Raw genomic sequence first — 19,197 nt, 5'->3', positions numbered from 1 at the left:
CTTGCCGCCATGACATCACACGCCACCACGCCCCCCGACGGTCTTCCCACCTACAGGCTCCTTACCGGCCCTGATGACGCGAGCTTTTGCCGCCGCGTGAGCGAGGCGCTGGCGCTGGGTTACGAGCTTTACGGCTCGCCGGCGGCGACCTTTAATGGCGAGAACGTGATCGTGGCGCAGGCGGTGCTGTGGCCTTCGCTGCGCAAGGCCGGCTGATGAGCCCTGCCCAGCCACTGAACCCTGCAACGCTCCAGGCCATGGCGGATTTTCCGCGCCAGCTGGAGCAGTTCTACGACGCGATTCCTGAAAGCCACAAGGGTTGGACGCCGCCGTCGTGGGAAGGCATTCCGAGCGAACACTTCACGGCCATTGCGCAGGTCTGCCACGTCAGGGACATCGAGATTGACGGCTATCACGTGCGGTTTCAGCGTACCTTGTCAGAGGCCAGCCCCGTGCTGGAATCACTGGACGGCTACGCGCTGGAAAAGGAACGCAGCTACGCGGCCGCTGATGCGCAAGAGGCCATCGCGGCGTTTCGCGTAGCGCGCACCAGGACGATGGCTATGCTGTCGGGCATCACGCCCGAACAACTGGGCCGCACGGCGCAATTCGAAGGTTATGGCGCCCTCACGTTGCGCAGCCTGGTGCATTACCTGTGCAGCCATGACCAGCAACACCTGGCCGGGCTGCAATGGCTGCTCGGGAAGGTGGATGCTGCTCGCATGGCGGATGCCGGGGGCGATTTGTAACACCGCTTATCAGGAAAGGTATTTTTCGCGCTACCTTGACGCCCTTCGTTCAACGAAAAAACCACAAACTTTCTGACGTAATTCCGCTTTATGACCCTTTAGAGTCGGTCTACCTGTAAGTAAACGTTAGTTCGGAAGCACACTTGGGTTAACCGGCGTCTCTGCCGCGTGACCGCAAATGCGGTTTTATCCACAACTACCGGGATGATCACTCATGAAGTTTTATTTGCGCCATGCAGCAATATTGGCCAGCGCCGCCTGCGCCCTGGGTTCGGCAACAGCCCAGACCGACGAGGCGAAGCCTGCACGCAAGGCAAAAGCAGCGGCCGCCACCCCCGCGCCCGCGCCCGAAAAATATTCCGGCCCTCGCGAAAAAATGGTCGTGGCCATGCCCAAGACCTATGGCAAGAGCGAAACCATGGCCTTGTGGGGCGACTACTTCAGCCACCTGTCACGCTGCGGAAACATCGACCTGCAAAACGCGCAAGGCGAATCGATGGACAAGACCAGCAACATCGACATCCTCGGTGAAAAAGAGCTGATTGAAGGTATCTCGGCCGGCAAGGTCCAGCTGGCACAAGTCAACCCCGGCCTGGCTGCGCAGTTGGTCACCGCCGGCCAGCCGGCGCCGTTTGGCGTTCCCGGCAACAAGGCCAGCGGCGTGCGCAACTCCTACAAGCTGATCCTGGTCACCCGTATCGACAGTCCCTACAAGGAGCCCAAGGACCTGGTTGGCAAAAAAATCGCGCACACCACGCCAACCTCGAACTCGGGCAACCTCGCGCCGCGCGCGCTGTTCCCGGCGCTGGGCCTGACGCCGGACAAGGACTACGAAGTCGTGTTCTCCAACGGCCACGAGCGCTCCGTCACGGGCGTGATGCATGGTTTTTATCCGGCCGCAGCTGTGGCCAGCGATTTGTACCAGCGCATGGTCGTCAAGGGCGACATCAAGGGCTCGAGCATTCGCACGATCTGGGAAAGCCCGCCTTTCATGACGGAAACCTGGACCATGAGCAAGGACGTTTCGCCCGAACTGCAGGCACGCGTGAAGAAATGCTCGTTCAGCTACAGCTTCTCGCCCACACTGAAAAAGCAGCTGCCCGGCAACGACACCTTCCTGCCCATCAACTTTGATCGCGACTTCGCGACGGTGATGCAGGTCTACCGCGCCAGCCAGAAGAAGTAAGGCCCCCACGGTCGCTCACTTCGTGTAGCTCCCTGCCCCCCGAGGGGGCCGCCCGCCTGCGGTCTGGCAAAGCCAGTCCCGCGGCTCGAGCTGGCTTGAAGAATTCTTTGGGCACTACCACCGGGGGTATTCCACCAGCGGGGGCCGAGGGTCCGGCTTTGCCGGCCCCAGGCGCCGCCCCCTCGAGGGGGGAACAGGCTACACGCCAGTGAGCCTGGACGGGGGTGGGTCTACAGTCAGGGGTGGGTGAACCGTCCCCCACAGGCTTTCATCGAGCACCCGCTGCAGGGTACGGATCAGCTGCTCGTTGGAAGTGTGTGCTTTCACCAGCACTGCCTCCGCGCGCTGGCTTTGCTTCGGCTCCACATCGTGCGCAGAAAACACGACCACTGGCGGCACGATGTCGAGCGCTTCAATGGTGTCCAGCAGTCCCCAGCCCGAGCCGTCTTTCAGCGTCAGGTCGAGCAGCACCAGGTCGTAACGGCGGCGCGCCAGCTGGTCGCGTGCCTCGCGCAGCGTGGCGGCAAATTCAAAGGTGGCAAAGTCCTGGGCAATGGCCGCGGCAATGCGCTGGATATCGAGGTCGTCCTCGACGTGCAAAATGCGCGGCCGGCCTTCGGCCATGTTACCGATGGCACGGTGCAAACTGAGGATCAGGAGGTTCTCATCGATGGGTTTTTCCAGCCATGTTGAAACCGCCAGGGGCTGGGTATTGAACTCGAGCTCGCCTTCTTCAGCATTGGCCGAGACCACCACGATCGGCAGGTCTTTCGTCGCCTCTTCGCGGCGCAGTGCACGAATCAGGCTGATGCCGTCCTGGTCGGGCAGGTTCAGGTCGACCGTCATGGCAGCGTAGGGCATCAGCATGACTTGCTCCAGCGCCTGCCCTGCGCTGTGCACCATGTCCGAGTCAAAGCCGCCTTTATCAAGCATCAGGTTGATCAGGCGGGCAATGTCGGGATCGTCTTCGCAGACCAGGATGAGCGGCCTGGTCGCTGCCCCGGACCTGATGCTGGTTTGAATCGGCGCCGGCACCGCCTCGGGCAGCTCAAAGAAGAAAACAGTTCCGACGCCGGTTTCCGTCGTGAACCCGATTTGGCCGCCCATCCGCTCCACGATGGCGCGCGAGATGTTCAGGCCCAGGCCCGTACCACCCATTTTTCGGGTGTCCGATGTGTCGGCTTGCGAGAATTTCTGAAAGATGCGCTTTCGGAACTCTTCGGGAATGCCGGGGCCGCTGTCGGCGACTTCCACCCGGACCCTGCCGTTCTTGCACAGCAGCCGGACTTCCACGCAGGACTGGGCCGGCGCGAATTTCACGGCGTTGGACAACAGGTTGGTAATGACCTGGGTCAGCCTGTCGCTGTCGACGCTGACCCTTACCGCTTCTGCCGGTGCGTCCAGAACCAGCTTGACGTTGTGCTGGCCTGCGAAGCCTTCGTTGGCCGTCAGGGCTTGCGTCAGCAGAGGCTGCAGTTCCATCTGCTGGAAGTCAAAACGCATTTTTCCGGATTCAATTTTTTCGCTGTCAAGAATGTCGTTGATCAACCTGATGAGCCGTTCGCAATTGTTGGTGGCGATGCCGACCAGGTTTTTGGCCATGGCCGGCAGCTCCCCGGCCACGCCGCCGGCGATCAAGCCCAGGGAGCCGCGAATGGAGGTCAGCGGGGTGCGCAACTCATGACTGACGGTAGAGACGAACTCACTCTTCATGCGGTCAATGCGCTTGAGTTCGGTCACGTCGGTGCCCAGCGAGAAAAAGCCGACCACCTTGCCTTCGTCCTCGTTTTCGCCGTAGCGTGGAAAGTACTGCATGACGTAGTCGCGCAGCTGGCCATCTGACGTGACCTGCGTGCGGTCGTATTGCGCCGCGTAACCGGCGAGCGCTTCTTCAATCTTGCCCCGCTCTTTTTCGTGGAGCTCGTCGCCCATCAGTTCGCGCATGGTCTTGCCGTGGATCTGGCCGTGCTTCAGGCCAAGAACTTCTTCGTAGGCAAGGTTATGGAACTGAAAGCGCTGTTCGGCGTCGATATAGGCAATCAAGGCGGGCACACTGTCCGTGATCTGGCGCAGTTGTGATTCGCTGTCATGCAAGGCGCGGGTGCGCTCCTGCACGGCTTCCTCCAGGCCGCTCACCTGCGCTGCCGCCTGCTGCGCCAGCTCCCATTTTGTGGTCAGCATTCTTGCCAGCTGGCTGACTTCAACCGGATCAAACGGTTTTTTCAGAATCAGGAGACGATCCCGGGCTTCCAGCCGCGCGAACACATCTTCCCAGGCATGGTCGGAGTAGGCGGTGCAGATGACGATCTGTACCTTTGGATCAACGCGCCAGAGCCGTTCGATGGTCTCCACACCATCCCAGCCCGGCGGCATGCGCATGTCCACAAAGGCCATGGCATAGGGCCGCCCGGCCCGAACGGAGACCTCGACCTTGTCCAGACCCTCACGTCCCTGGTAGGCCGAGTCCAGCTCAAAGCCATCATCGGATACCGGTGCGGCGTCGCCAAACAACAGGGCTTCGGCATCGTCCAGGTCATGCGCAACCGGCCTGGACGCAAGAATTTTCCGGAAGTCTTCGTGGATGGACGGCATGTCGTCGATCAGCAAAATGCGCCGGTTCTGCAGTTGAGTCATGGCTGGCTCCTGTGTTTTTTCGCATCAGCCGGGCTTTCATCGGGCGAGTGTTGCCGCACAGGCGATGGAATGGTGAAGAAAAATGTGGCACCTTGCCCCACCGCCCCTTCGGCCCAGATACGACCGCCGTGACGGGAAATGATCCGGTGAGCGCTTGCCAGCCCGATTCCCATCCCTGCAAACTCACCCGGTGAATGCAGGCGCTGGAAGGTACCGAACAATTTGTCCGCGTACGTCATGTCAAACCCGACGCCGTTATCACGGACAAAATAGACCGTACTTTCGTTGTCGGGGTGCTGCGCCCCAACCCAGATCTCGGGGGCAGTGGCATGGACGGTGAACTTCCATGCGTTGGAAATAAGGTTTTCCATTACCTGGCACAGCAACGCGGAGTCACCCACAGCGGTAAGGTTGGGCGTTATGTGGACTTTCACATCTCGCGCGGTATTGCGTTTCTGGCAGTCACCGCGCACGCGCTCGGCTATTGCCGTGAGGTCGACTGTCTCGATCTTCAGGTTGGTACGGGACACCTGGGCCAGCAGCAGAAGGCCATCCGTGAGCTCACCCATTTGCCTGACTCCCTCGCGTATCCGGCTCAGGTAATGCCTCGCGCGTTCCGCCGCATCACCGCTGACCGCCTTTTGCAGCAAGTGGCTGAAGCCGTCAATCGAGTTCAGGGGAGAGCGCAAGTCATGCGCGAGCGAATACGAGAAGGCTTCGAGTTCCTTGTTGGACTGGCGCAAAGCCGCTTCGGTTGCCCTGAGATCCTGCACGGTATCTTCCAGGCTGCTCACCTGTGCTGCCGCGCGCCGCGCCAGCTCCCATTTGGCGGTCAGTGTTCTCGCGAGCTGGCTGACTTCGATCATGTCGAATGGCTTTTTGAGCACCAGCAGGCGGTCCTGCACGTCCAGCCGCGCCAGCACATTTTCCCAAGGATGGTCGGAGTAGGCTGTGCAGATCACGATCTGCACATGCGGATCAACACCCCAAAGCCGCTCGATGGTCTCCACCCCGTCCCAGCCCGGCGGCATGCGCATGTCCACAAAAGCCATGGCATAGGGCCGCCCGGCCCGGATGGATTCCTCCACCTTGGCCACACCTTCGGCGCCCTGATAAGCGGAGTCCAGTTCAAAATCACCGTAGGAAATCTGCGTGACCTCACCAAACAACTCGGTTTCGGCAACGTCCAGATCACGCGCCACCGGTTTCGCAGCGAGGATTTTGCGAAAGTCCTCATGGATCGACAGCATGTCGTCGATCAGCAGGATGCGCTGGTTCTGTAGCTGCGTCATGATTTGGTCTGCGCGATATCCATTGGCAGCTCCAGTGTGAAGGTGGCCCCCAGACCCGGCCCGTCGCTGTGAGCGGAAAGTGTCCCGCCCATCTGGCTGACTGCCAGCGCGCAACTGTGCAAACCAAAGCCGTGGCCTGTTTTGCGCGTCGTAAATCCGTGCGAGAAAATCAGCGTGAGGTTTTCCGCCGGTATCCCCTCTCCCTTATCCATGACAGAGACCCGCAAGGTCGACTCGCCAACAGGCTCCACCCGCAATGTGATCTGGTGCGATGCGGCCGGCATACCCGCCATGGCATTTTTGGCGTTGCTGATCAGGTTCACGAGAATCTGCAGGACCCGTGAGCGGTCCAGCAGTGCTTCTGGCACCTGCGCGAACTCCTTCACCACAGTGACTCCGTGGCGCGCCAGTGAGACACCGTTCATCCGCAGCGCGTCCTCCACCAGGTCGCTGATCTGCACCGGCTCAACGATGCTGCCGCCGCCTGCGTACGATTGCTGCGTGGCGACGACGTCCTTGATGTGGTCGATGCTTCTGGTGAGAAGTTCCAGCTCCTTGAGCATGCCCTGCTGCTCCTGCACCAGGGTCTGGGAGATCCCATTCAAATAGCCGGGCAGTATCTTGCCCTTCTCGTCGTGAACCAGAAAATGGGCCAGGTCTGCGGCGTGCTCGTTCATCAGCTGCATGCCCCGGGAAAGCCCCTGCACCCTGGATTTGTGCAAGGTGCTGCCGATGAGGTCGGCCGAGACGTTGACGCTGTTGAGGATGTTGCCCACGTTGTGCAGCACATTGGTGGCAATCTCGGCCATGCCCGCCTGGCGCGCAGTGGTCATCAGCTCGCTTTGCGCCTGGCGCAGCTCCTTCGTCCGTTCCTGCACGCGCTGTTCAAGGTGCTCATTGGCCGCCTGGAGTTCCGTGTTGACGCGCCGGATCACGGCATGGCTGCGAAACACGTGAAGGGCTGCATACAGCAGCAGAGCCACCAGCACGGCCGAGAAAATTAGCAGGTAGCGGCCGTAGCGCTCGCCCTCCACCCCCGCGCGCTGCTGCTCGATCGTTGATGCATCGTTGGCCGCATCGAGCAACTTGGCGGTCGGTGCCGAGGAAATACCCGCGAGAAGTTCATTGACTGTTTTTTGTTCGCGCAAGATGGTCTGGACATGCGCGCGGAAGATCCCCAGCCTGTCGGCAATGCCCGGCGGAGTATGGCGCAGCTTGCCGTCAAGCCGGCCCAGTTCCTCTTCTATCTCGGCACCCTTTTCGTCGGTCGGGCTCTGGCTGTACAGCATGCTCGCGAGCAGCAGCCTGCTAACGCCAGACGAAATCTGCCGGAGCGCCGGCTCTGTGGCGCCGCGGCCGGGCCCGAGCGACTGCTGGACATCTTCCGCCGCGGTGGGAAGAAAGGCCAGCGAGTTTCGCAGCACAGAGTTGTGCGACTTGAATTGCTCGATCAGGGCGGCTTTGTCCTGCACGGCGCGTTCCAGCGCCGCGAGCTTGTCCACCTGCCCCGATGCATCGTGCTTGTGGGCGTGGGTGCCCGACTCGAGTTGTTCCATGAGCCGGGCCATCCCGCCCTGGTTATCGGCCAGCGCATCGTAGTGCGTGTTGATCCCGATCCTGGACTTCAGCACATCCAGCTCCCATTGCGCGTCCAGCTGCTTCAGGTGGCGCAGCACAGCCATATCCTCAAAGTAGTGCGACTCGTCGAAGCTTTGGGTTTTGCTATACAGGAACACCAGGATGGACAGCAGCACGGCGGTGATTACCGCCATAGGCGCCAGGGCAAGTTGATTCTTTTTTTTCACGGTTTGAAGTCCCGTTCGCCGGTGAGCGTATTGAGGAATTTGACGATGGATTCCTTGTCTTCCCTGGAGGCAACGCGTCCGAGCTGGTACCTGAACATGACATCGACGGCATCTTCCAGTGTCTTGGCCGAGGCATCGTGAAAATAAGGCGCCGTCAGCGCGATGTTGCGCAGGCTCGGTACCTTGAAGACGTGCTTGTCGCTTTCCACCTTCGTGACGAGGTACCGGCCAAGATCGGCCTCCGTCGGGCTGCCGCGCTTTGCGAAGTAGTCGCCCATGACGCCGAATTTCTGGAACATGTTGCCGCCCACGTTGACGCCCTGGTGGCAGGCGACGCACCCGTACTGCTTGAACTTGGCGTAGCCGACCTTCTCCGCGTCGGTAATGGCGTTGGTGTCACCACGCAAATATTTGTCGAAGCGTGAGTTGGGTGTGATCAGCGTCCGTTCGAATGTCGCGATGGCGTTCTGGATATTGGCTTTGGTCACGCCGTCTTTGTAGGCCGCACCAAACGCGCTTTTGTATTTCGCGTCGTCCGCTATCTTGCGAACCACATCTTCCCACTTCGCCCCCATCTCGATCGGGTTCAGCATGACATGGTCTACCTGGGACTCCAGCGATTCGGCGCGGCCGTTCCAGAATTGCCTGAAATTGAGCGCCGCATTGAACACCGTCGGGGCATTGACACCGGTCAGCCCACCGTTAAGCCCGACGGAGCGGTCACGGCCGTCACCGCCGCCCTTGCTCAAATCATGGCAGCTGAAACAGGACACGCGCCCGTTTCCGGACAGGCGTGGATCGTGAAACAGCTGCCGCCCGATTTCGACACGGGCCGGGTCCTGCTTCAGTGTGAGGGGGATTGGCTGGATGGGCTCATTGAGCAAGGGGGCCGCGATGGCGGCATGGGAGGCGAACGTCAGCACAGCCAGCAGCAGCTTCAGCCGCTCACCCAATCCCGTGACCGCCGAAACCGTGGCGGCAGAAGGGTCTGGGCTGGCGCCCCTGGAGCATGGATCGGGGTGCTCGTTCATGGCTCACCTCGTGGGTTTCGTGCGGGAGTGCGAAGCGCGAATCCGAACCGGACGCAACCCCGAAGCGTGAACCGCAAGGTTGCCACCCACTGAGAAGCGATGGCTGTCCTTCTTGATGATAAATCCATGTTTCGGCAATTGTCCGGATTTGCTGACGTGGCGGCGCTTCATGCCGGCGTCCATCCGTTGCCCCCCAGCCACGGGACGAAGCCTGCATAACCCAGCTTGGCGGCTTGAGCGGCATTCTTTACATACCGTCGGTGATCCGCGGTATCCGCAGCCGCTCCAGACCGTTCGCTGCAACCTGATCAGAGCACGTTTATCGGCGGGGCTGTTAAGGCATTTCCCGCGTGGTCATATTTACCAACCGCATGTAAGCAAATGCGTTTTTTTCGGAGCCGCCCGGCGCATGAGAACGCCGTCTCTGTTCCTCAACCAGATCCCGCCGCCCTGCCCTCTATGTCGCTCACTTTTTGATAGCTGCTTGCGCCCGCGCTATATGGGCTGAAAACCGATTTCCGGTGCGACATTTCAGCAAAACCGTTATTTCATGGATCCGAAGACCTTCTTGAGGATGGCGCTGCCGGTGCCTACCGGGTCTTGCCGGATCTTCTTTTCTTCCTCACCGATGATCAGGTACAGGCCGTCCAGCGATTTGCCGGTTACGTACTGCTGGATGTTGGCGTCTTCTTTCTTGACCAGGCCAAAGCCGGCGGCCCGGCCGGCGAATTCGTTGTACTTGTTGGCCAGGCCGACTTTTTCGGTCGCCTTGGTCACCACGGGCAGAAACTTCACGCCCAGCGGAGCGCGGGTTTTTTCAGCGAAGAAAGTGGTCACCGAGGTTTCGCCGCCGGTCAGGATGTTTTTCGCGTCATTCACGTTCATGGTGCGTACCGCATTGACCAGCAGGTCCTTTCCCATGGGCACGGCAGCTTCGGCGGCCCGGTTGATGGACGTCACCAGTTCATCGATCCGCTTGCCCTGGCCGAAGTTTTTTAGCAATTTCGAAGCATCTTCGAGATATCCGGGCAAGGGAATGCGAACTTTTGGGTTGCCGAGGAATCCATCTGTCTTGCCCAGCAGGGCGACGGCGGCGACAGCACCTTTTTCGAGGGCTGTTTTCAGGCCGGCGCTGGCGTCGGCATTGCTGATGCCCGACAAGTCCCCGAGCGAGAGTGCGTGGGCCTGGTGGTAGGTGGCCAATATCAGTGCGCCCAACGCGCTGACGCCGGCCTGGTTAAAATTGCGACGTTGCATGATGAGGTCCTTCCAATGAAATTGACATCCCGCCTGACAGTATGCCGCACGGCACTGGCCGGTATTTTGGCTGTGGCGGCCCTTGCTTGCCTGCCGGGATGTGGCGGCGCCGAGGCCGCGCCGGAGTCGACCTTTGTGTTGCTGGACGGCAGCAAAAAAACCACCGCAGACCTCAAAGGCAAGGTCACCCTGGTCAATTTCTGGGCCACCAGCTGCGTGACCTGTGTGGCAGAAATGCCGAAGGTCATTTCGACCTACAACAAATACCAATCCCAAGGCTACGACACGCTGGCCGTGGCCATGAGCTACGACCCACCCAGCTATGTCGTCAATTACACGCAGACGCGCCAACTACCTTTCAAGGTGGCCATCGACAACACCGGCGCAGTGGCCAAAGCATGGGGCGATGTGCAGCTCACGCCGACAACCTATCTGGTCAACAAGCGCGGCGAGATCGTCAAACAGTACGTGGGCGAGCCCGACTTTGCGGCGCTGCACCAGCTGATTGAAAAGCTTCTCAAAGAGACCTGAAGCGTTTCGCTCCCCCAAAAGAAAAGCCGGTTCAAACGAACCGGCTTTTTTGTTGCCCAACCCCGGGACGGAGATGTCTCCATTCAAGCGGGGGCCGAGGGTCCGGCTTCGCCGGCCCCAGGCGCCGCCCCCTCGAGGGGGGAACAGGCTACACGCAGTGAGCCTGGACGGGGGTGTTACTGATTTCTGAAGGCGTCGTGGCAAGCCTTGCAACTGCCAGCCGTCGCCGTGAAAGCGGTCTTCAGGTTATCAAGGTTGCCGGTCTTGGCCGCGGCGGCCAGCTTGGCGGTCTCTGCGACCAGCTTTTCATGGCCTTCCTTGAACTTGGCTTGTTCGGCCCAGATTTCAGGCTTGGCCTTGGTGTTGCCGCCCTTGTCGGTGCCGGGGCCAAAGGCGGCCCACGGGAGCTTGGCCATCTCGGCCACAATTTCTGCGTTGTCCGCTGCAACCTTGGCGTCGAAGGGAACACGGCCGTTGGCCATGGCACCGACACGCCCGAAGTGCTGGCCCATGACAAACAACGCGCTCTGGCGGTATTTGATGGCATCTTCGGGTTTGGCAAACTGCGCGGAGGCCGGAGCAGCCATGGCCATCAATGTGGCGGCTGCGGCGATACAGGCAAAAGCTTTCATGGGTTTCCTCGTAGGTTTTTTCTTAAGATGGGGCAATGGCAACACACTTTGCCTGTTGCCATAGGGCTGAGTTTAGCCAGACCAGATAAGTTCCGCAGGAACTTATGCGCTACGGGAAAGCACCAAGTGGCAGCGAGGCCGTATAAAGGGCACCGTTGCATAGAACAACCACAAAAACGAGGAGTGAGCATGTACACCAATAAAAACCTTCACAAGGTGCGCGTCTGGGATTTCCCCACGCGGTTTTTTCACTGGGCGCTGGTGGCTTGTGTGCTTGGGCTGGCCATTACCGGCACCATCGGTGGCAACGCCATGGTCTGGCATTTCCGGTTTGGCTATACCGTGCTCGCCCTGCTGCTGTTTCGCGTTGTCTGGGGCCTGGTGGGTGGGCGCTGGTCTCGTTTTGGGGCGTTCATCTATGCGCCCCAAAGCGTCATCAACTACCTCAAAGGCCAGGGCAAGCCCGAACACGGTGTCGGCCACAGCCCGATAGGTGCGGGTTCGGTGTTCGCCATGCTGGGATTTCTGGTGGCCCAGGTCGGCACGGGCCTGCTGAGCGACGACGAAATTGCCTTTGCCGGCCCCCTGACACGTTTCGTCTCCAACGCCACCGTCAGCCTGACAACCAACTACCACAAGAACATTGGCAAATGGGTGCTTTTGGCCCTGGTGGTATTGCACATCGCGGCCATCGTTTATTACCTGACCCGCAAGCACAACCTGGTCGGCGCCATGCTGCACGGTGACAAGGAGCTGGTGGTGCCGGCTCCGCCATCGCGGGACGACACGGTCTCGCGCCTGGCTGCAGCGCTGATCCTGGCGATCTGCGGTGGCGTGGCTTACTGGGTGTCTACACTGGCCGCGCCTGCTGCATTTTGATGCCTCCGGCCGGGGCGTCCCGGGCCTGCTCTCCAGTTGCAAATCACGGTAAACTGGTTGTCGACTTCTTCCTGCCGATCCGTGCAACGCCCCTCCATCCAGTTCATCACGCCCGACACGCCGGCGCAGCTGGCTGCCACGCGGCTGATTTTTCGCGAATATGCGGAGCAGCTCGGCATTGACCTGTGCTTCCAGAACTTTGAGGCCGAACTGGCCGAGCTGCCCGGTGAGTACGATGACCCTGAGGGTGCGCTGCTGCTGGCCCTGGTCGACGGCGAAATCGCCGGCTGTTGCGCGCTGCGTGCACTGGACTCGGTCGACTACCCGAATGCCGGGGAAATGAAGCGGCTGTATGTACGCCTGCCGTTTCGCCGTCTCGGTCTGGGCCGGCAGCTGGCGGAGGCGACTTTGGATGCTGCGCGCGTGGCGGGCTATTCCTCGGTGCTGCTGGACACGCTGGACGACATGGAATCGGCGCGCGCCCTGTATGCCGAGCTGGGATTCTCCGAGATACCGCCCTACTATCACAACCCGATCCCGGGCGCGCACTATCTCAAGGTCGATTTGTAGGAAAACATGCTGCAGGCCAATGGGGCTTTGCGCAAGCAGCTATGTTATTGATAGCAATTAACTAGCCGACGTCAATCCGCCATCACCAGCAGAGCACAATAAAAAAGCCGCTGACAAAGAGGCAGCGGCTTTGACAGACCCGTAAGGGCCGGGGGGGCAGCGTGATCAGCCTTTGGCTTGCGCCAGCAACGTGGCGGCATCACTGACTTCAAACTTGCCTGGGCCTTCAACATTCAGGCTGGCGACCTTTCCATCCTTGACCAGCATGGAGTAGCGGTTGCTGCGCAGGCCCATGCCGCGCGCCGTCAGGTCCAGCGTCAGGCCCGTGGCCTTGGCGAACTCTGCACTGCCATCGGCCAGCATGCGCACCTTGTCGCCGGTCTTCTGGTCGCGTGCCCAGGCGCCCATGACAAACGCATCGTTCACGCTCAGGCACCAGATCTCGTCAACACCTGCGGCCTTCAGTTCAGCGAACTTCTCTACGTAGCCGGGCACATGCTTGGCCGAACAGGTGGGCGTGAACGCACCGGGAAGCGCGAACAAGGCGATGGTCTTGCCGGCGGTGGCCTTGGCCACGTCGACCGGATTGGGGCCAATGCTGCAGCCGTTGCCTTCAACTTCAGAAAATTCCATCAGCGTGGTGGCCGGAAGGGTGTCGCCTACTTTGATCATGGTGTGCTCCTCAAGAATGGATGGGTTGTGAATGAAGTGGGGAAATCAACCCCGAAGTGTAGTGCGGCGGCAGCAAGCGTGTGCTCACTGTGCAAAAGGCGGCGCGCACGTGAAGGTCATACTTCGAAAGCCCGGAGGGACGGCGGCACACCAGCGGCATCGCAGAAAGCACAAACAAAAACGGCCCACCGAAGTGAGCCGTTTTTTTGAGCGTGACCGGAGTCAGCCTAAGTTGAACTCAAGACTTAAACGACCGCAGCCTTTTCAACCAGACGGGTCACAACCCAGTTCTTGGTCTTGGAGATCGGGCGGCTTTCGGTGATCTCGATCACGTCACCCGTGTGGTACTCGCCTTTTTCGTCATGGGCGTGGTACTTGCTGGACAGCGATACGATCTTGCCGTACAGCTCATGTTTCACACGACGCTCAACCAGAACCGTGACAGTCTTGGCGCGCTTGTCGCTGACCACCTTGCCGATCAAGGTGCGCTTGAGGGATTTTTTAGCTTCCGTCATTTTTTGGCTCCTTGCTTGACGATGGTTTCGGCCAGGATAGTCTTGGCGCGAGCGATGCTGCGACGCGTGGAACGCAGCGTGGAAAGGTTGGTCAGTTGCTGCGTGGCTTTTTGCATGCGCAGGCCAAAGTGGGCTTTTTGCAGCTCTTTGACTTCGGTTTTCAGGCCGGCAACGTCTTTTTGGCGCAGTTCAGTAGATTTGGTCATTGTCATTTCCCCTTACTGGCCGATCATGCGGCTGACGAAGGTGGTGCGCAGCGGCAGCTTGGCGGATGCCAGGCGGAACGCTTCGCGGGCCAGCTCTTCAGGCACACCAACGATTTCAAAGACGATCTTGCCGGGCTGGATTTCAGCCACGTAGTACTCTGGGTTACCTTTACCGTTACCCATACGCACTTCAGCAGGCTTTTGGGAAATCGGCTTGTCCGGGAAGACACGGATCCAGATACGGCCGCCACGTTTGACGTGACGGGAAATCGCACGGCGTGCGGCTTCAATTTGACGGGCCGTCAAACGGCCACGGTCAGTGCATTTAAGACCGAAGTCACCGAACGCAACCGAGGAACCCCGGGTTGCGATGCCGGTGTTACGGCCTTTTTGCTCTTTGCGGTATTTTCTGCGAGCGGGTTGCAGCATTTTGATTCTCCGTTAATAGACCGATTACTCGGTCTTGGCACCGTCAGCTGCTGCAGCTGGCGCGGCTTTACGGACGCGCTTAACGGTGGTTTTCGGGGCTTCGCTACCAGGAGTAGCTTCAGCCGGCTTGTCGCTTCCATCTACCGGAGCGGTGTTGGTCGCACCGCGTGGTGCACGGGCACCGCGTGGAGCAGGACGGTCGGAACCAGGGCGATCGCCAGGACGGGCATCACGGCGTGGGCCGCGCGGCTTGCGTTCTTCGTCGGCCGGTGTTTCCACCATCTTGGCGCCTGGCGCATCGTTGCGGCCCAGCGTGTCGCCCTTGTAGACCCAGACCTTGACGCCGATCACACCATAGGTGGTCTTGGCTTCGGAGGTGCCGTAGTCGATGTCGGCGCGCAGGGTGTGAAGGGGCACGCGACCTTCGCGGTACCACTCGCAACGAGCGATTTCAATGCCGTTGAGGCGGCCGGACGACATGATCTTGATGCCCAGGGCACCCAGACGCATGGCATTTTGCATGGCGCGCTTCATCGCACGGCGGAACATGATGCGTTTTTCAAGCTGCTGGGTGATGCTGTCAGCGATGAGCTTGGCATCAATTTCAGGCTTGCGAACTTCTTCGATGTTCACGGCGACCGGCACGCCCAGCTGGCGGCTCAGTTCTTTCTTGAGGTTCTCGATGTCCTCACCTTTTTTGCCGATCACGACGCCCGGACGTGCCGAGAAAATCGTGATGCGGGCATTCTTGGCGGGGCGCTCGATCAGAACGCGCGAAACCGCAGCGTTCTTGAGCTTGGCCTTCAGATACTCGCGAACCTTGATGTCTTCAGCCAGCATGCCGGCGAAATCACGGTTGCTTGCGTACCAGCGGCTAGACCAGTTGCGGCTAACTGCAAGGCGAAACCCGGTTGGGTTGATTTTTTGTCCCATATCCTGCTGCCTTTAGTTGCCAACGACCACGTACACATGGCACGTGGGCTTGCTGATGCTGTTGCCGCGGCCTTTTGCGCGCGCGGAGAAACGCTTGAGCGTGGCACCTTGTTCGACGTAGATGGTTTTCACCTTCAGCTCGTCGATGTCGGCGCCATCGTTGTGTTCAGCGTTGGCGATGGCGGACTCCACAACCTTCTTGATGATTCCAGCAGCTTTTTTCTGCGTGAAATTCAGGATGTTGAGGGCTTGATCCACTTTCTTGCCGCGGATCAGGTCAGCGACCAGACGGCCCTTGTCGACCGACAGACGAACGCCCCGGAGGGTTGCACGTGTTTCCATGGTCTTTTCCTTACTTTCTCACAACTTTTTTATCAGCCGGATGACCTTTGAAAGTCCGGGTGAGTGCGAACTCGCCCAGCTTGTGGCCAACCATTTGATCGGTGATGTAGACAGGTACGTGCTGCTTGCCGTTGTGAACGGCGATGGTCAGGCCGATGAACTCGGGCAGGATCATGGAGCGACGCGACCAGGTCTTGATCGGCTTTTTGTCCTTGTTGGTAACGGCCTTGTCGGCTTTGGCTACCAAATGATGGTCGACAAACGGACCTTTTTTGAGTGAACGTGTCATGGGTTAGCCTTACTTCTTGCGACGCGAAACAATCATCACTTGCGTGCGCTTGTTGTTGCGGGTGCGGTAGCCCTTGGTCAGGTTACCCCATGGATCGACAGGATGACGGCCTTCGCCGGTCTTGCCTTCGCCACCGCCGTGCGGGTGGTCAACGGGGTTCATCACCACACCGCGAACGGTCGGGCGAATACCCATCCAGCGCTTCACACCGGCCTTGCCGAGACGGCGCAGGCTGTGTTCTTCGTTGGCGACTTCACCAATGGTGGCGCGGCATTCGATGTGGATCTTGCGAACTTCACCGGAGCGCATACGCACCTGGGCGTAGGTACCTTCGCGGGCCAACAAGGTTGCAGAGGTGCCGGCAGAGCGGGCGATTTGCGCGCCCTTGCCGATTTGCATCTCGATGCAGTGGATCGTCGAACCGACAGGAATATTGCGGATCGGCAGGGTGTTGCCGACGCGAATCGGCGCTTCCGAACCGCTGATCAGCGTGGCGCCGACTTCAAGGCCGCGGGGGGCGATGATGTAGGTGCGCTCGCCGTCGGCGTAGCAGAGCAGAGCAATGTGGGCCGTGCGGTTGGGGTCGTACTCGATACGTTCGACCTTGGCCGGAATGGCGTCCTTGTTGCGCTTGAAGTCGACCACGCGGTAGTGGTGCTTGTGACCACCGCCTTTGTGGCGAACCGTGATGTGCCCGTTGTTGTTACGGCCGGACTTCTGGAATTGTGGCTCCAGCAGCGGCGCGTAAGGCTCACCCTTGTGCAGGTGATCCCGGGAGATCTTCACCATCCCGCGCATGCCGGGAGAGGTGGGTTTCATTTTAATGACAGCCATTACGCAGACTCCCCACCGAGGTTGAGCTCTTGACCTGGCTTGAGCGTCACGTAGGCCTTGCGAATGTTGTCGCGGCGGCCCACGGATTTGCCAAAGCGCTTGGTCTTGCCTTTGATGTTGAGGACGGCAACCGACTGAACGTCCACCTTGAACATCAGCTGCACAGCAGCCTTGATCTCAAATTTGGTAGCGTCCTGCAGCACCTTGAAGGTCACGGCATTGGTCTTGTCCGCAATCATCGTCGCCTTTTCAGACACGATGGGAGCGACCAGAACCTGCATCAGGCGGCCTTCGTCGAATTTCAGTTTTGGAGAAGATGGGTTACGGGCGCTCATGCGAACATCTCCTTGAGTTGGTCCATGGCGGCCTTGGTGACCAGAACCTTCTTGTAGTGAACCAGCGACACCGGATCGGCGTAACGGGGCTCAACCACGAGGATGTTCACCAGATTGCGGGAAGCCAGGTACAGGTTTTCATCAACCACATCAGCGATGACCAGCACCGAGTTGAGGTTCATGGCCTTGAACTTGTCAGCCAGGACTTTCGTCTTGGGTGAATCCACAGCCAGCGAATCAACCACAGCCAGGCGGCCTTCGCGCGCCAGTTGCGAGAAGATGGACGCCATGCCGGCGCGATACATCTTCTTGTTGATCTTCTGCGTGAAGTTTTCATCAGGCATGTTCGGGAAGATACGACCGCCGCCGCGCCACAGTGGCGAAGACGTCATACCAGCACGTGCACGACCGGTGCCCTTTTGTTTAAACGGCTTCTTGGTCGAGTGACGAACCTGCTCACGGTCCTTCTGGGCCCGGGTACCCTGGCGGGCGTTGGCCTGGAAGGCCACGACCACCTGGTGAATCAGGCTTTCGTTGTATTCGCGACCAAATACGGTATCAGGCACGTCCACTTTGGACGAAGCCAGACCTTGGTCATTCAGGAGTTCGACCTGCATCAGTTCGCTCCTTTAGCAGCGGTGGTGGGCTTGGCCTTGATCGCGGCGCGAACCGTGACAAAACCGCCTTTGGAACCAGGCACAGCGCCGCGAATCATCAGCAGCTGACGGGCTTCGTCAATGCGCACAATGTTCAGGTTTTGCGTGGTCACGGTGACGTCACCCAGGTGGCCCGTCATGCGTTTACCAGGAAACACACGGCCGGGGTCCTGCGCCATACCGATGGAGCCGGGAACGTTGTGCGAACGGCTGTTACCGTGCGACGCGCGCTGCGAGCTCATGTTGTGGCGCTTGATGGTGCCGGCGTAGCCTTTACCAATGGAGGTGCCCTGCACGTCCACCAGCTGGCCCACGGCAAACACGTCGGCTGCGGGCACAACAGTACCGGCAGCGTATTTGCCTGCGACGTCAGCCGTCACGCGGAATTCTTTCAGGATTTCACCAGCCTCAACGCCTGCTTTCGCAAGGTGGCCAGCGGCCGGCTTGGTCACGCGCGATGCTTTGCGTGCGCCAAATGCCACTTGAAGGGCATCGTAGCCGTCATTTGCTTCGGTTTTAACCTGGGTCACGCGGTTGTTCGATACATCCACCACGGTAACAGGAACTGTGTCCCCATCATCCGTGAACAGACGCATCATGCCAACTTTGCGGCCCAGCAACCCGAGGGAGTTGCTCAGACTCATGATGTGTTCTTTCGTAACTTTCACCGCTGCGACTTCAATTGGCCACAGACGTTTTGATGTGAAAGACTGTTAATAAAACCGCCCAATCCATAGAAGCAAGAAGCCAATATGCAAAGGACAGCCCAAGAGTATAGCCCAGGCGGCCAAAAATGGCAAACCTGGGCTAAAACCTGTCGATTTGGGGGCCAGCTTGTGGCCGAAACCCCGATTTTTTGCTTACTGCAGCTTGATTTCGACGTCCACGCCAGCCGGCAAGTCGAGCTTCATCAGGGCATCCACGGTTTTGTCCGTAGGGTCCACGATGTCCATCAGACGCTGGTGCGTGCGGATTTCCAGCTGGTCGCGGCTCGTCTTGTTGACGTGGGGCGAACGCAGGATGTCAAAACGCTTCATGCGCGTTGGCAGGGGCACGGGGCCCTTGACAATCGCACCGGTGCGCTTGGCAGTGTCAACGATTTCAGCTGCCGACTGGTCGATCAGCTTGTAATCAAACGCCTTCAGGCGAATGCGGATTTTTTGCTTGGTGGCCATGGTAATTCCTTATGGTTTGCGGAAATTACGCAATGATTTTGGCAACGACGCCGGCGCCGACGGTCTTGCCGCCTTCGCGGATGGCAAAGCGCAGGCCTTCTTCCATGGCGATCGGGTTGATCAGCTTGACGGTGATCGACACGTTATCGCCTGGCATGACCATTTCCTTGCCTTCTGGCAACTCGATCGCACCGGTCACGTCCGTCGTGCGGAAGTAGAACTGGGGGCGATAGTTGTTGAAGAAT

General features: G+C 59.6%; 25 protein-coding genes. 6 read left to right on the top strand and 19 right to left on the bottom strand.

Features of this window, described 5'->3' with window-relative positions; all coding sequences use genetic code 11:
* The first annotated feature begins 9 nt into the window (after nt 1-9).
* The 3 genes from AC1DY9_RS21460 (at nt 10) to phnD (ending at nt 1,935) form a co-directional block, all read left to right on the top strand.
* The gene (locus AC1DY9_RS21460; RefSeq protein ID WP_477667598.1) at nt 10-216 is read left to right on the top strand and encodes a DUF1737 domain-containing protein; all 207 of its coding nucleotides are present in this window, start codon (nt 10-12) and stop codon (nt 214-216) included.
* Nucleotides 216-749, top strand: a complete 534-nt coding sequence (locus tag AC1DY9_RS21455; RefSeq protein ID WP_477667597.1) for a DinB family protein — start codon at nt 216-218, stop codon at nt 747-749. Before AC1DY9_RS21460 ends, AC1DY9_RS21455 begins: the two co-directional genes overlap by 1 nt.
* A 214-nt stretch (nt 750-963) precedes the next feature.
* Nucleotides 964-1,935, top strand: a complete 972-nt coding sequence (gene phnD, locus AC1DY9_RS21450; protein WP_477667596.1) for a phosphate/phosphite/phosphonate ABC transporter substrate-binding protein — start codon at nt 964-966, stop codon at nt 1,933-1,935.
* Nucleotides 1,936-2,133: 198 nt separating this feature from the next.
* On the opposite strand, the gene AC1DY9_RS21445 is transcribed toward phnD, so the two are convergent.
* The 5 genes from AC1DY9_RS21445 to AC1DY9_RS21425 form a co-directional block, all read right to left on the bottom strand.
* A complete protein-coding gene (locus AC1DY9_RS21445; RefSeq protein ID WP_477667595.1) occupies nt 2,134-4,569 on the bottom strand; it encodes a response regulator in 2,436 nt (811 codons plus the stop codon).
* Nucleotides 4,566-5,861 (bottom strand): sensor histidine kinase, encoded by a 1,296-nt coding sequence (locus tag AC1DY9_RS21440; protein WP_477667594.1) that lies wholly within the window; start codon nt 5,859-5,861, stop codon nt 4,566-4,568. The genes AC1DY9_RS21445 and AC1DY9_RS21440 overlap by 4 nt, the downstream gene beginning before the upstream one ends.
* Nucleotides 5,858-7,666: a DAHL domain-containing protein gene (locus AC1DY9_RS21435; protein ID WP_457281627.1), complete on the bottom strand. Its 1,809-nt coding sequence runs from the start codon at nt 7,664-7,666 to the stop codon at nt 5,858-5,860. Before AC1DY9_RS21435 ends, AC1DY9_RS21440 begins: the two co-directional genes overlap by 4 nt.
* Nucleotides 7,663-8,697, bottom strand: a complete 1,035-nt coding sequence (locus AC1DY9_RS21430; RefSeq protein WP_457281628.1) for a cytochrome-c peroxidase — start codon at nt 8,695-8,697, stop codon at nt 7,663-7,665. The genes AC1DY9_RS21435 and AC1DY9_RS21430 overlap by 4 nt, the downstream gene beginning before the upstream one ends.
* Nucleotides 8,698-9,240: 543 nt before the next feature.
* On the bottom strand, nt 9,241-9,954 hold the full coding sequence (locus AC1DY9_RS21425) for a DUF4197 domain-containing protein (RefSeq protein WP_457281629.1): 714 nt from the start codon (nt 9,952-9,954) through the stop codon (nt 9,241-9,243).
* A gap of 15 nt (nt 9,955-9,969) precedes the next feature.
* Between AC1DY9_RS21425 and AC1DY9_RS21420 the strand changes: the two genes are divergently transcribed.
* Nucleotides 9,970-10,485: a TlpA disulfide reductase family protein gene (locus tag AC1DY9_RS21420; RefSeq protein WP_457281630.1), complete on the top strand. Its 516-nt coding sequence runs from the start codon at nt 9,970-9,972 to the stop codon at nt 10,483-10,485.
* A 176-nt stretch (nt 10,486-10,661) separates the two neighbouring features.
* Here AC1DY9_RS21420 and AC1DY9_RS21415 read toward each other — a convergent pair whose 3' ends face one another.
* The gene (locus AC1DY9_RS21415; RefSeq protein WP_457281631.1) at nt 10,662-11,117 is read right to left on the bottom strand and encodes a c-type cytochrome; all 456 of its coding nucleotides are present in this window, start codon (nt 11,115-11,117) and stop codon (nt 10,662-10,664) included.
* 189 nt (nt 11,118-11,306) lie between these two features.
* Between AC1DY9_RS21415 and AC1DY9_RS21410 the strand changes: the two genes are divergently transcribed.
* Together AC1DY9_RS21410 and AC1DY9_RS21405 are read left to right on the top strand one after the other, a co-directional pair.
* Complete coding sequence (locus AC1DY9_RS21410; RefSeq protein WP_457281632.1) at nt 11,307-11,996, top strand: cytochrome b/b6 domain-containing protein; 690 nt, start codon at nt 11,307-11,309, stop codon at nt 11,994-11,996.
* An 81-nt stretch (nt 11,997-12,077) separates the two neighbouring features.
* Nucleotides 12,078-12,566 carry a GNAT family N-acetyltransferase gene (locus tag AC1DY9_RS21405; protein ID WP_457281633.1) on the top strand — a complete coding sequence of 163 codons (489 nt, stop codon included), beginning with the start codon at nt 12,078-12,080 and terminating at the stop codon, nt 12,564-12,566.
* 165 nt (nt 12,567-12,731) lie between these two features.
* Here AC1DY9_RS21405 and AC1DY9_RS21400 read toward each other — a convergent pair whose 3' ends face one another.
* The 13 genes from AC1DY9_RS21400 to AC1DY9_RS21340 all read right to left on the bottom strand — a co-directional run.
* On the bottom strand, nt 12,732-13,238 hold the full coding sequence (locus AC1DY9_RS21400; protein WP_457281634.1) for a peroxiredoxin: 507 nt from the start codon (nt 13,236-13,238) through the stop codon (nt 12,732-12,734).
* Between the two features lie 245 nt (nt 13,239-13,483).
* Nucleotides 13,484-13,753 carry a 30S ribosomal protein S17 gene (rpsQ, locus tag AC1DY9_RS21395; RefSeq protein WP_457281635.1) on the bottom strand — a complete coding sequence of 90 codons (270 nt, stop codon included), beginning with the start codon at nt 13,751-13,753 and terminating at the stop codon, nt 13,484-13,486.
* Nucleotides 13,750-13,959 carry a 50S ribosomal protein L29 gene (gene rpmC / locus AC1DY9_RS21390; RefSeq protein ID WP_431098894.1) on the bottom strand — a complete coding sequence of 70 codons (210 nt, stop codon included), beginning with the start codon at nt 13,957-13,959 and terminating at the stop codon, nt 13,750-13,752. The genes rpsQ and rpmC overlap by 4 nt, the downstream gene beginning before the upstream one ends.
* A 12-nt stretch (nt 13,960-13,971) precedes the next feature.
* Nucleotides 13,972-14,388 carry a 50S ribosomal protein L16 gene (gene rplP, locus AC1DY9_RS21385; RefSeq protein WP_122954483.1) on the bottom strand — a complete coding sequence of 139 codons (417 nt, stop codon included), beginning with the start codon at nt 14,386-14,388 and terminating at the stop codon, nt 13,972-13,974.
* A gap of 24 nt (nt 14,389-14,412) precedes the next feature.
* On the bottom strand, nt 14,413-15,321 hold the full coding sequence (rpsC, locus tag AC1DY9_RS21380; RefSeq protein WP_457281636.1) for a 30S ribosomal protein S3: 909 nt from the start codon (nt 15,319-15,321) through the stop codon (nt 14,413-14,415).
* A gap of 12 nt (nt 15,322-15,333) precedes the next feature.
* Complete coding sequence (rplV, locus tag AC1DY9_RS21375; RefSeq protein ID WP_007866508.1) at nt 15,334-15,663, bottom strand: 50S ribosomal protein L22; 330 nt, start codon at nt 15,661-15,663, stop codon at nt 15,334-15,336.
* Between the two features lie 10 nt (nt 15,664-15,673).
* On the bottom strand, nt 15,674-15,952 hold the full coding sequence (gene rpsS, locus AC1DY9_RS21370; protein WP_007866503.1) for a 30S ribosomal protein S19: 279 nt from the start codon (nt 15,950-15,952) through the stop codon (nt 15,674-15,676).
* Between the two features lie 9 nt (nt 15,953-15,961).
* Nucleotides 15,962-16,786, bottom strand: coding sequence for a 50S ribosomal protein L2 (rplB, locus tag AC1DY9_RS21365; protein WP_011481232.1), 825 nt, complete (start codon nt 16,784-16,786; stop codon nt 15,962-15,964).
* Nucleotides 16,786-17,121 carry a 50S ribosomal protein L23 gene (gene rplW / locus AC1DY9_RS21360; RefSeq protein WP_457281637.1) on the bottom strand — a complete coding sequence of 112 codons (336 nt, stop codon included), beginning with the start codon at nt 17,119-17,121 and terminating at the stop codon, nt 16,786-16,788. Before rplW ends, rplB begins: the two co-directional genes overlap by 1 nt.
* Entirely contained in the window at nt 17,118-17,738 is a 621-nt protein-coding gene (gene rplD, locus AC1DY9_RS21355) for a 50S ribosomal protein L4 (protein WP_011481230.1), read from the bottom strand. The genes rplW and rplD overlap by 4 nt, the downstream gene beginning before the upstream one ends.
* Nucleotides 17,738-18,421 (bottom strand): 50S ribosomal protein L3, encoded by a 684-nt coding sequence (gene rplC / locus AC1DY9_RS21350; protein WP_011481229.1) that lies wholly within the window; start codon nt 18,419-18,421, stop codon nt 17,738-17,740. Before rplC ends, rplD begins: the two co-directional genes overlap by 1 nt.
* A 216-nt stretch (nt 18,422-18,637) precedes the next feature.
* Nucleotides 18,638-18,952, bottom strand: coding sequence for a 30S ribosomal protein S10 (gene rpsJ / locus AC1DY9_RS21345; protein ID WP_007838118.1), 315 nt, complete (start codon nt 18,950-18,952; stop codon nt 18,638-18,640).
* A 25-nt stretch (nt 18,953-18,977) separates the two neighbouring features.
* Nucleotides 18,978-19,197: EF-Tu C-terminal domain-related protein (locus tag AC1DY9_RS21340; protein ID WP_477667593.1), on the bottom strand; the 220-nt coding region annotated here is incomplete at its 5' end.

Source organism: Polaromonas sp. P1_F6 (genome assembly GCF_056405695.1).
Note: the sequence above shows the minus strand (reverse complement) of the source record. Positions and strands in the feature narration are given on the sequence as shown.

Bases quoted from the DNA above. Each gene is read 5' to 3' on its own strand.
- AC1DY9_RS21410 (WP_457281632.1), top strand. From the start codon at position 11,307: ATGTACACCAATAAAAACCTTCACAAGGTGCGCGTCTGGGATTTCCCC.
- rpsQ (WP_457281635.1), bottom strand. From the start codon at position 13,753: ATGACGGAAGCTAAAAAATCCCTCAAGCGCACCTTGATCGGCAAGGTG.
- rplD (WP_011481230.1), bottom strand. From the start codon at position 17,738: ATGCAGGTCGAACTCCTGAATGACCAAGGTCTGGCTTCGTCCAAAGTG.
- rplB (WP_011481232.1), bottom strand. From the start codon at position 16,786: ATGGCTGTCATTAAAATGAAACCCACCTCTCCCGGCATGCGCGGGATG.
- AC1DY9_RS21400 (WP_457281634.1), bottom strand. From the start codon at position 13,238: ATGATCAAAGTAGGCGACACCCTTCCGGCCACCACGCTGATGGAATTT.
- rpsC (WP_457281636.1), bottom strand. From the start codon at position 15,321: ATGGGACAAAAAATCAACCCAACCGGGTTTCGCCTTGCAGTTAGCCGC.
- rplW (WP_457281637.1), bottom strand. From the start codon at position 17,121: ATGAGCGCCCGTAACCCATCTTCTCCAAAACTGAAATTCGACGAAGGC.
- phnD (WP_477667596.1), top strand. From the start codon at position 964: ATGAAGTTTTATTTGCGCCATGCAGCAATATTGGCCAGCGCCGCCTGC.
- AC1DY9_RS21425 (WP_457281629.1), bottom strand. From the start codon at position 9,954: ATGCAACGTCGCAATTTTAACCAGGCCGGCGTCAGCGCGTTGGGCGCA.
- AC1DY9_RS21445 (WP_477667595.1), bottom strand. From the start codon at position 4,569: ATGACTCAACTGCAGAACCGGCGCATTTTGCTGATCGACGACATGCCG.
- rplP (WP_122954483.1), bottom strand. From the start codon at position 14,388: ATGCTGCAACCCGCTCGCAGAAAATACCGCAAAGAGCAAAAAGGCCGT.
- AC1DY9_RS21460 (WP_477667598.1), top strand. From the start codon at position 10: ATGACATCACACGCCACCACGCCCCCCGACGGTCTTCCCACCTACAGG.
- rpsS (WP_007866503.1), bottom strand. From the start codon at position 15,952: ATGACACGTTCACTCAAAAAAGGTCCGTTTGTCGACCATCATTTGGTA.
- rplV (WP_007866508.1), bottom strand. From the start codon at position 15,663: ATGGAAACACGTGCAACCCTCCGGGGCGTTCGTCTGTCGGTCGACAAG.
- AC1DY9_RS21440 (WP_477667594.1), bottom strand. From the start codon at position 5,861: ATGACGCAGCTACAGAACCAGCGCATCCTGCTGATCGACGACATGCTG.
- rpmC (WP_431098894.1), bottom strand. From the start codon at position 13,959: ATGACCAAATCTACTGAACTGCGCCAAAAAGACGTTGCCGGCCTGAAA.
- AC1DY9_RS21415 (WP_457281631.1), bottom strand. From the start codon at position 11,117: ATGAAAGCTTTTGCCTGTATCGCCGCAGCCGCCACATTGATGGCCATG.
- rplC (WP_011481229.1), bottom strand. From the start codon at position 18,421: ATGAGTCTGAGCAACTCCCTCGGGTTGCTGGGCCGCAAAGTTGGCATG.
- AC1DY9_RS21455 (WP_477667597.1), top strand. From the start codon at position 216: ATGAGCCCTGCCCAGCCACTGAACCCTGCAACGCTCCAGGCCATGGCG.
- rpsJ (WP_007838118.1), bottom strand. From the start codon at position 18,952: ATGGCCACCAAGCAAAAAATCCGCATTCGCCTGAAGGCGTTTGATTAC.
- AC1DY9_RS21420 (WP_457281630.1), top strand. From the start codon at position 9,970: ATGAAATTGACATCCCGCCTGACAGTATGCCGCACGGCACTGGCCGGT.
- AC1DY9_RS21430 (WP_457281628.1), bottom strand. From the start codon at position 8,697: ATGAACGAGCACCCCGATCCATGCTCCAGGGGCGCCAGCCCAGACCCT.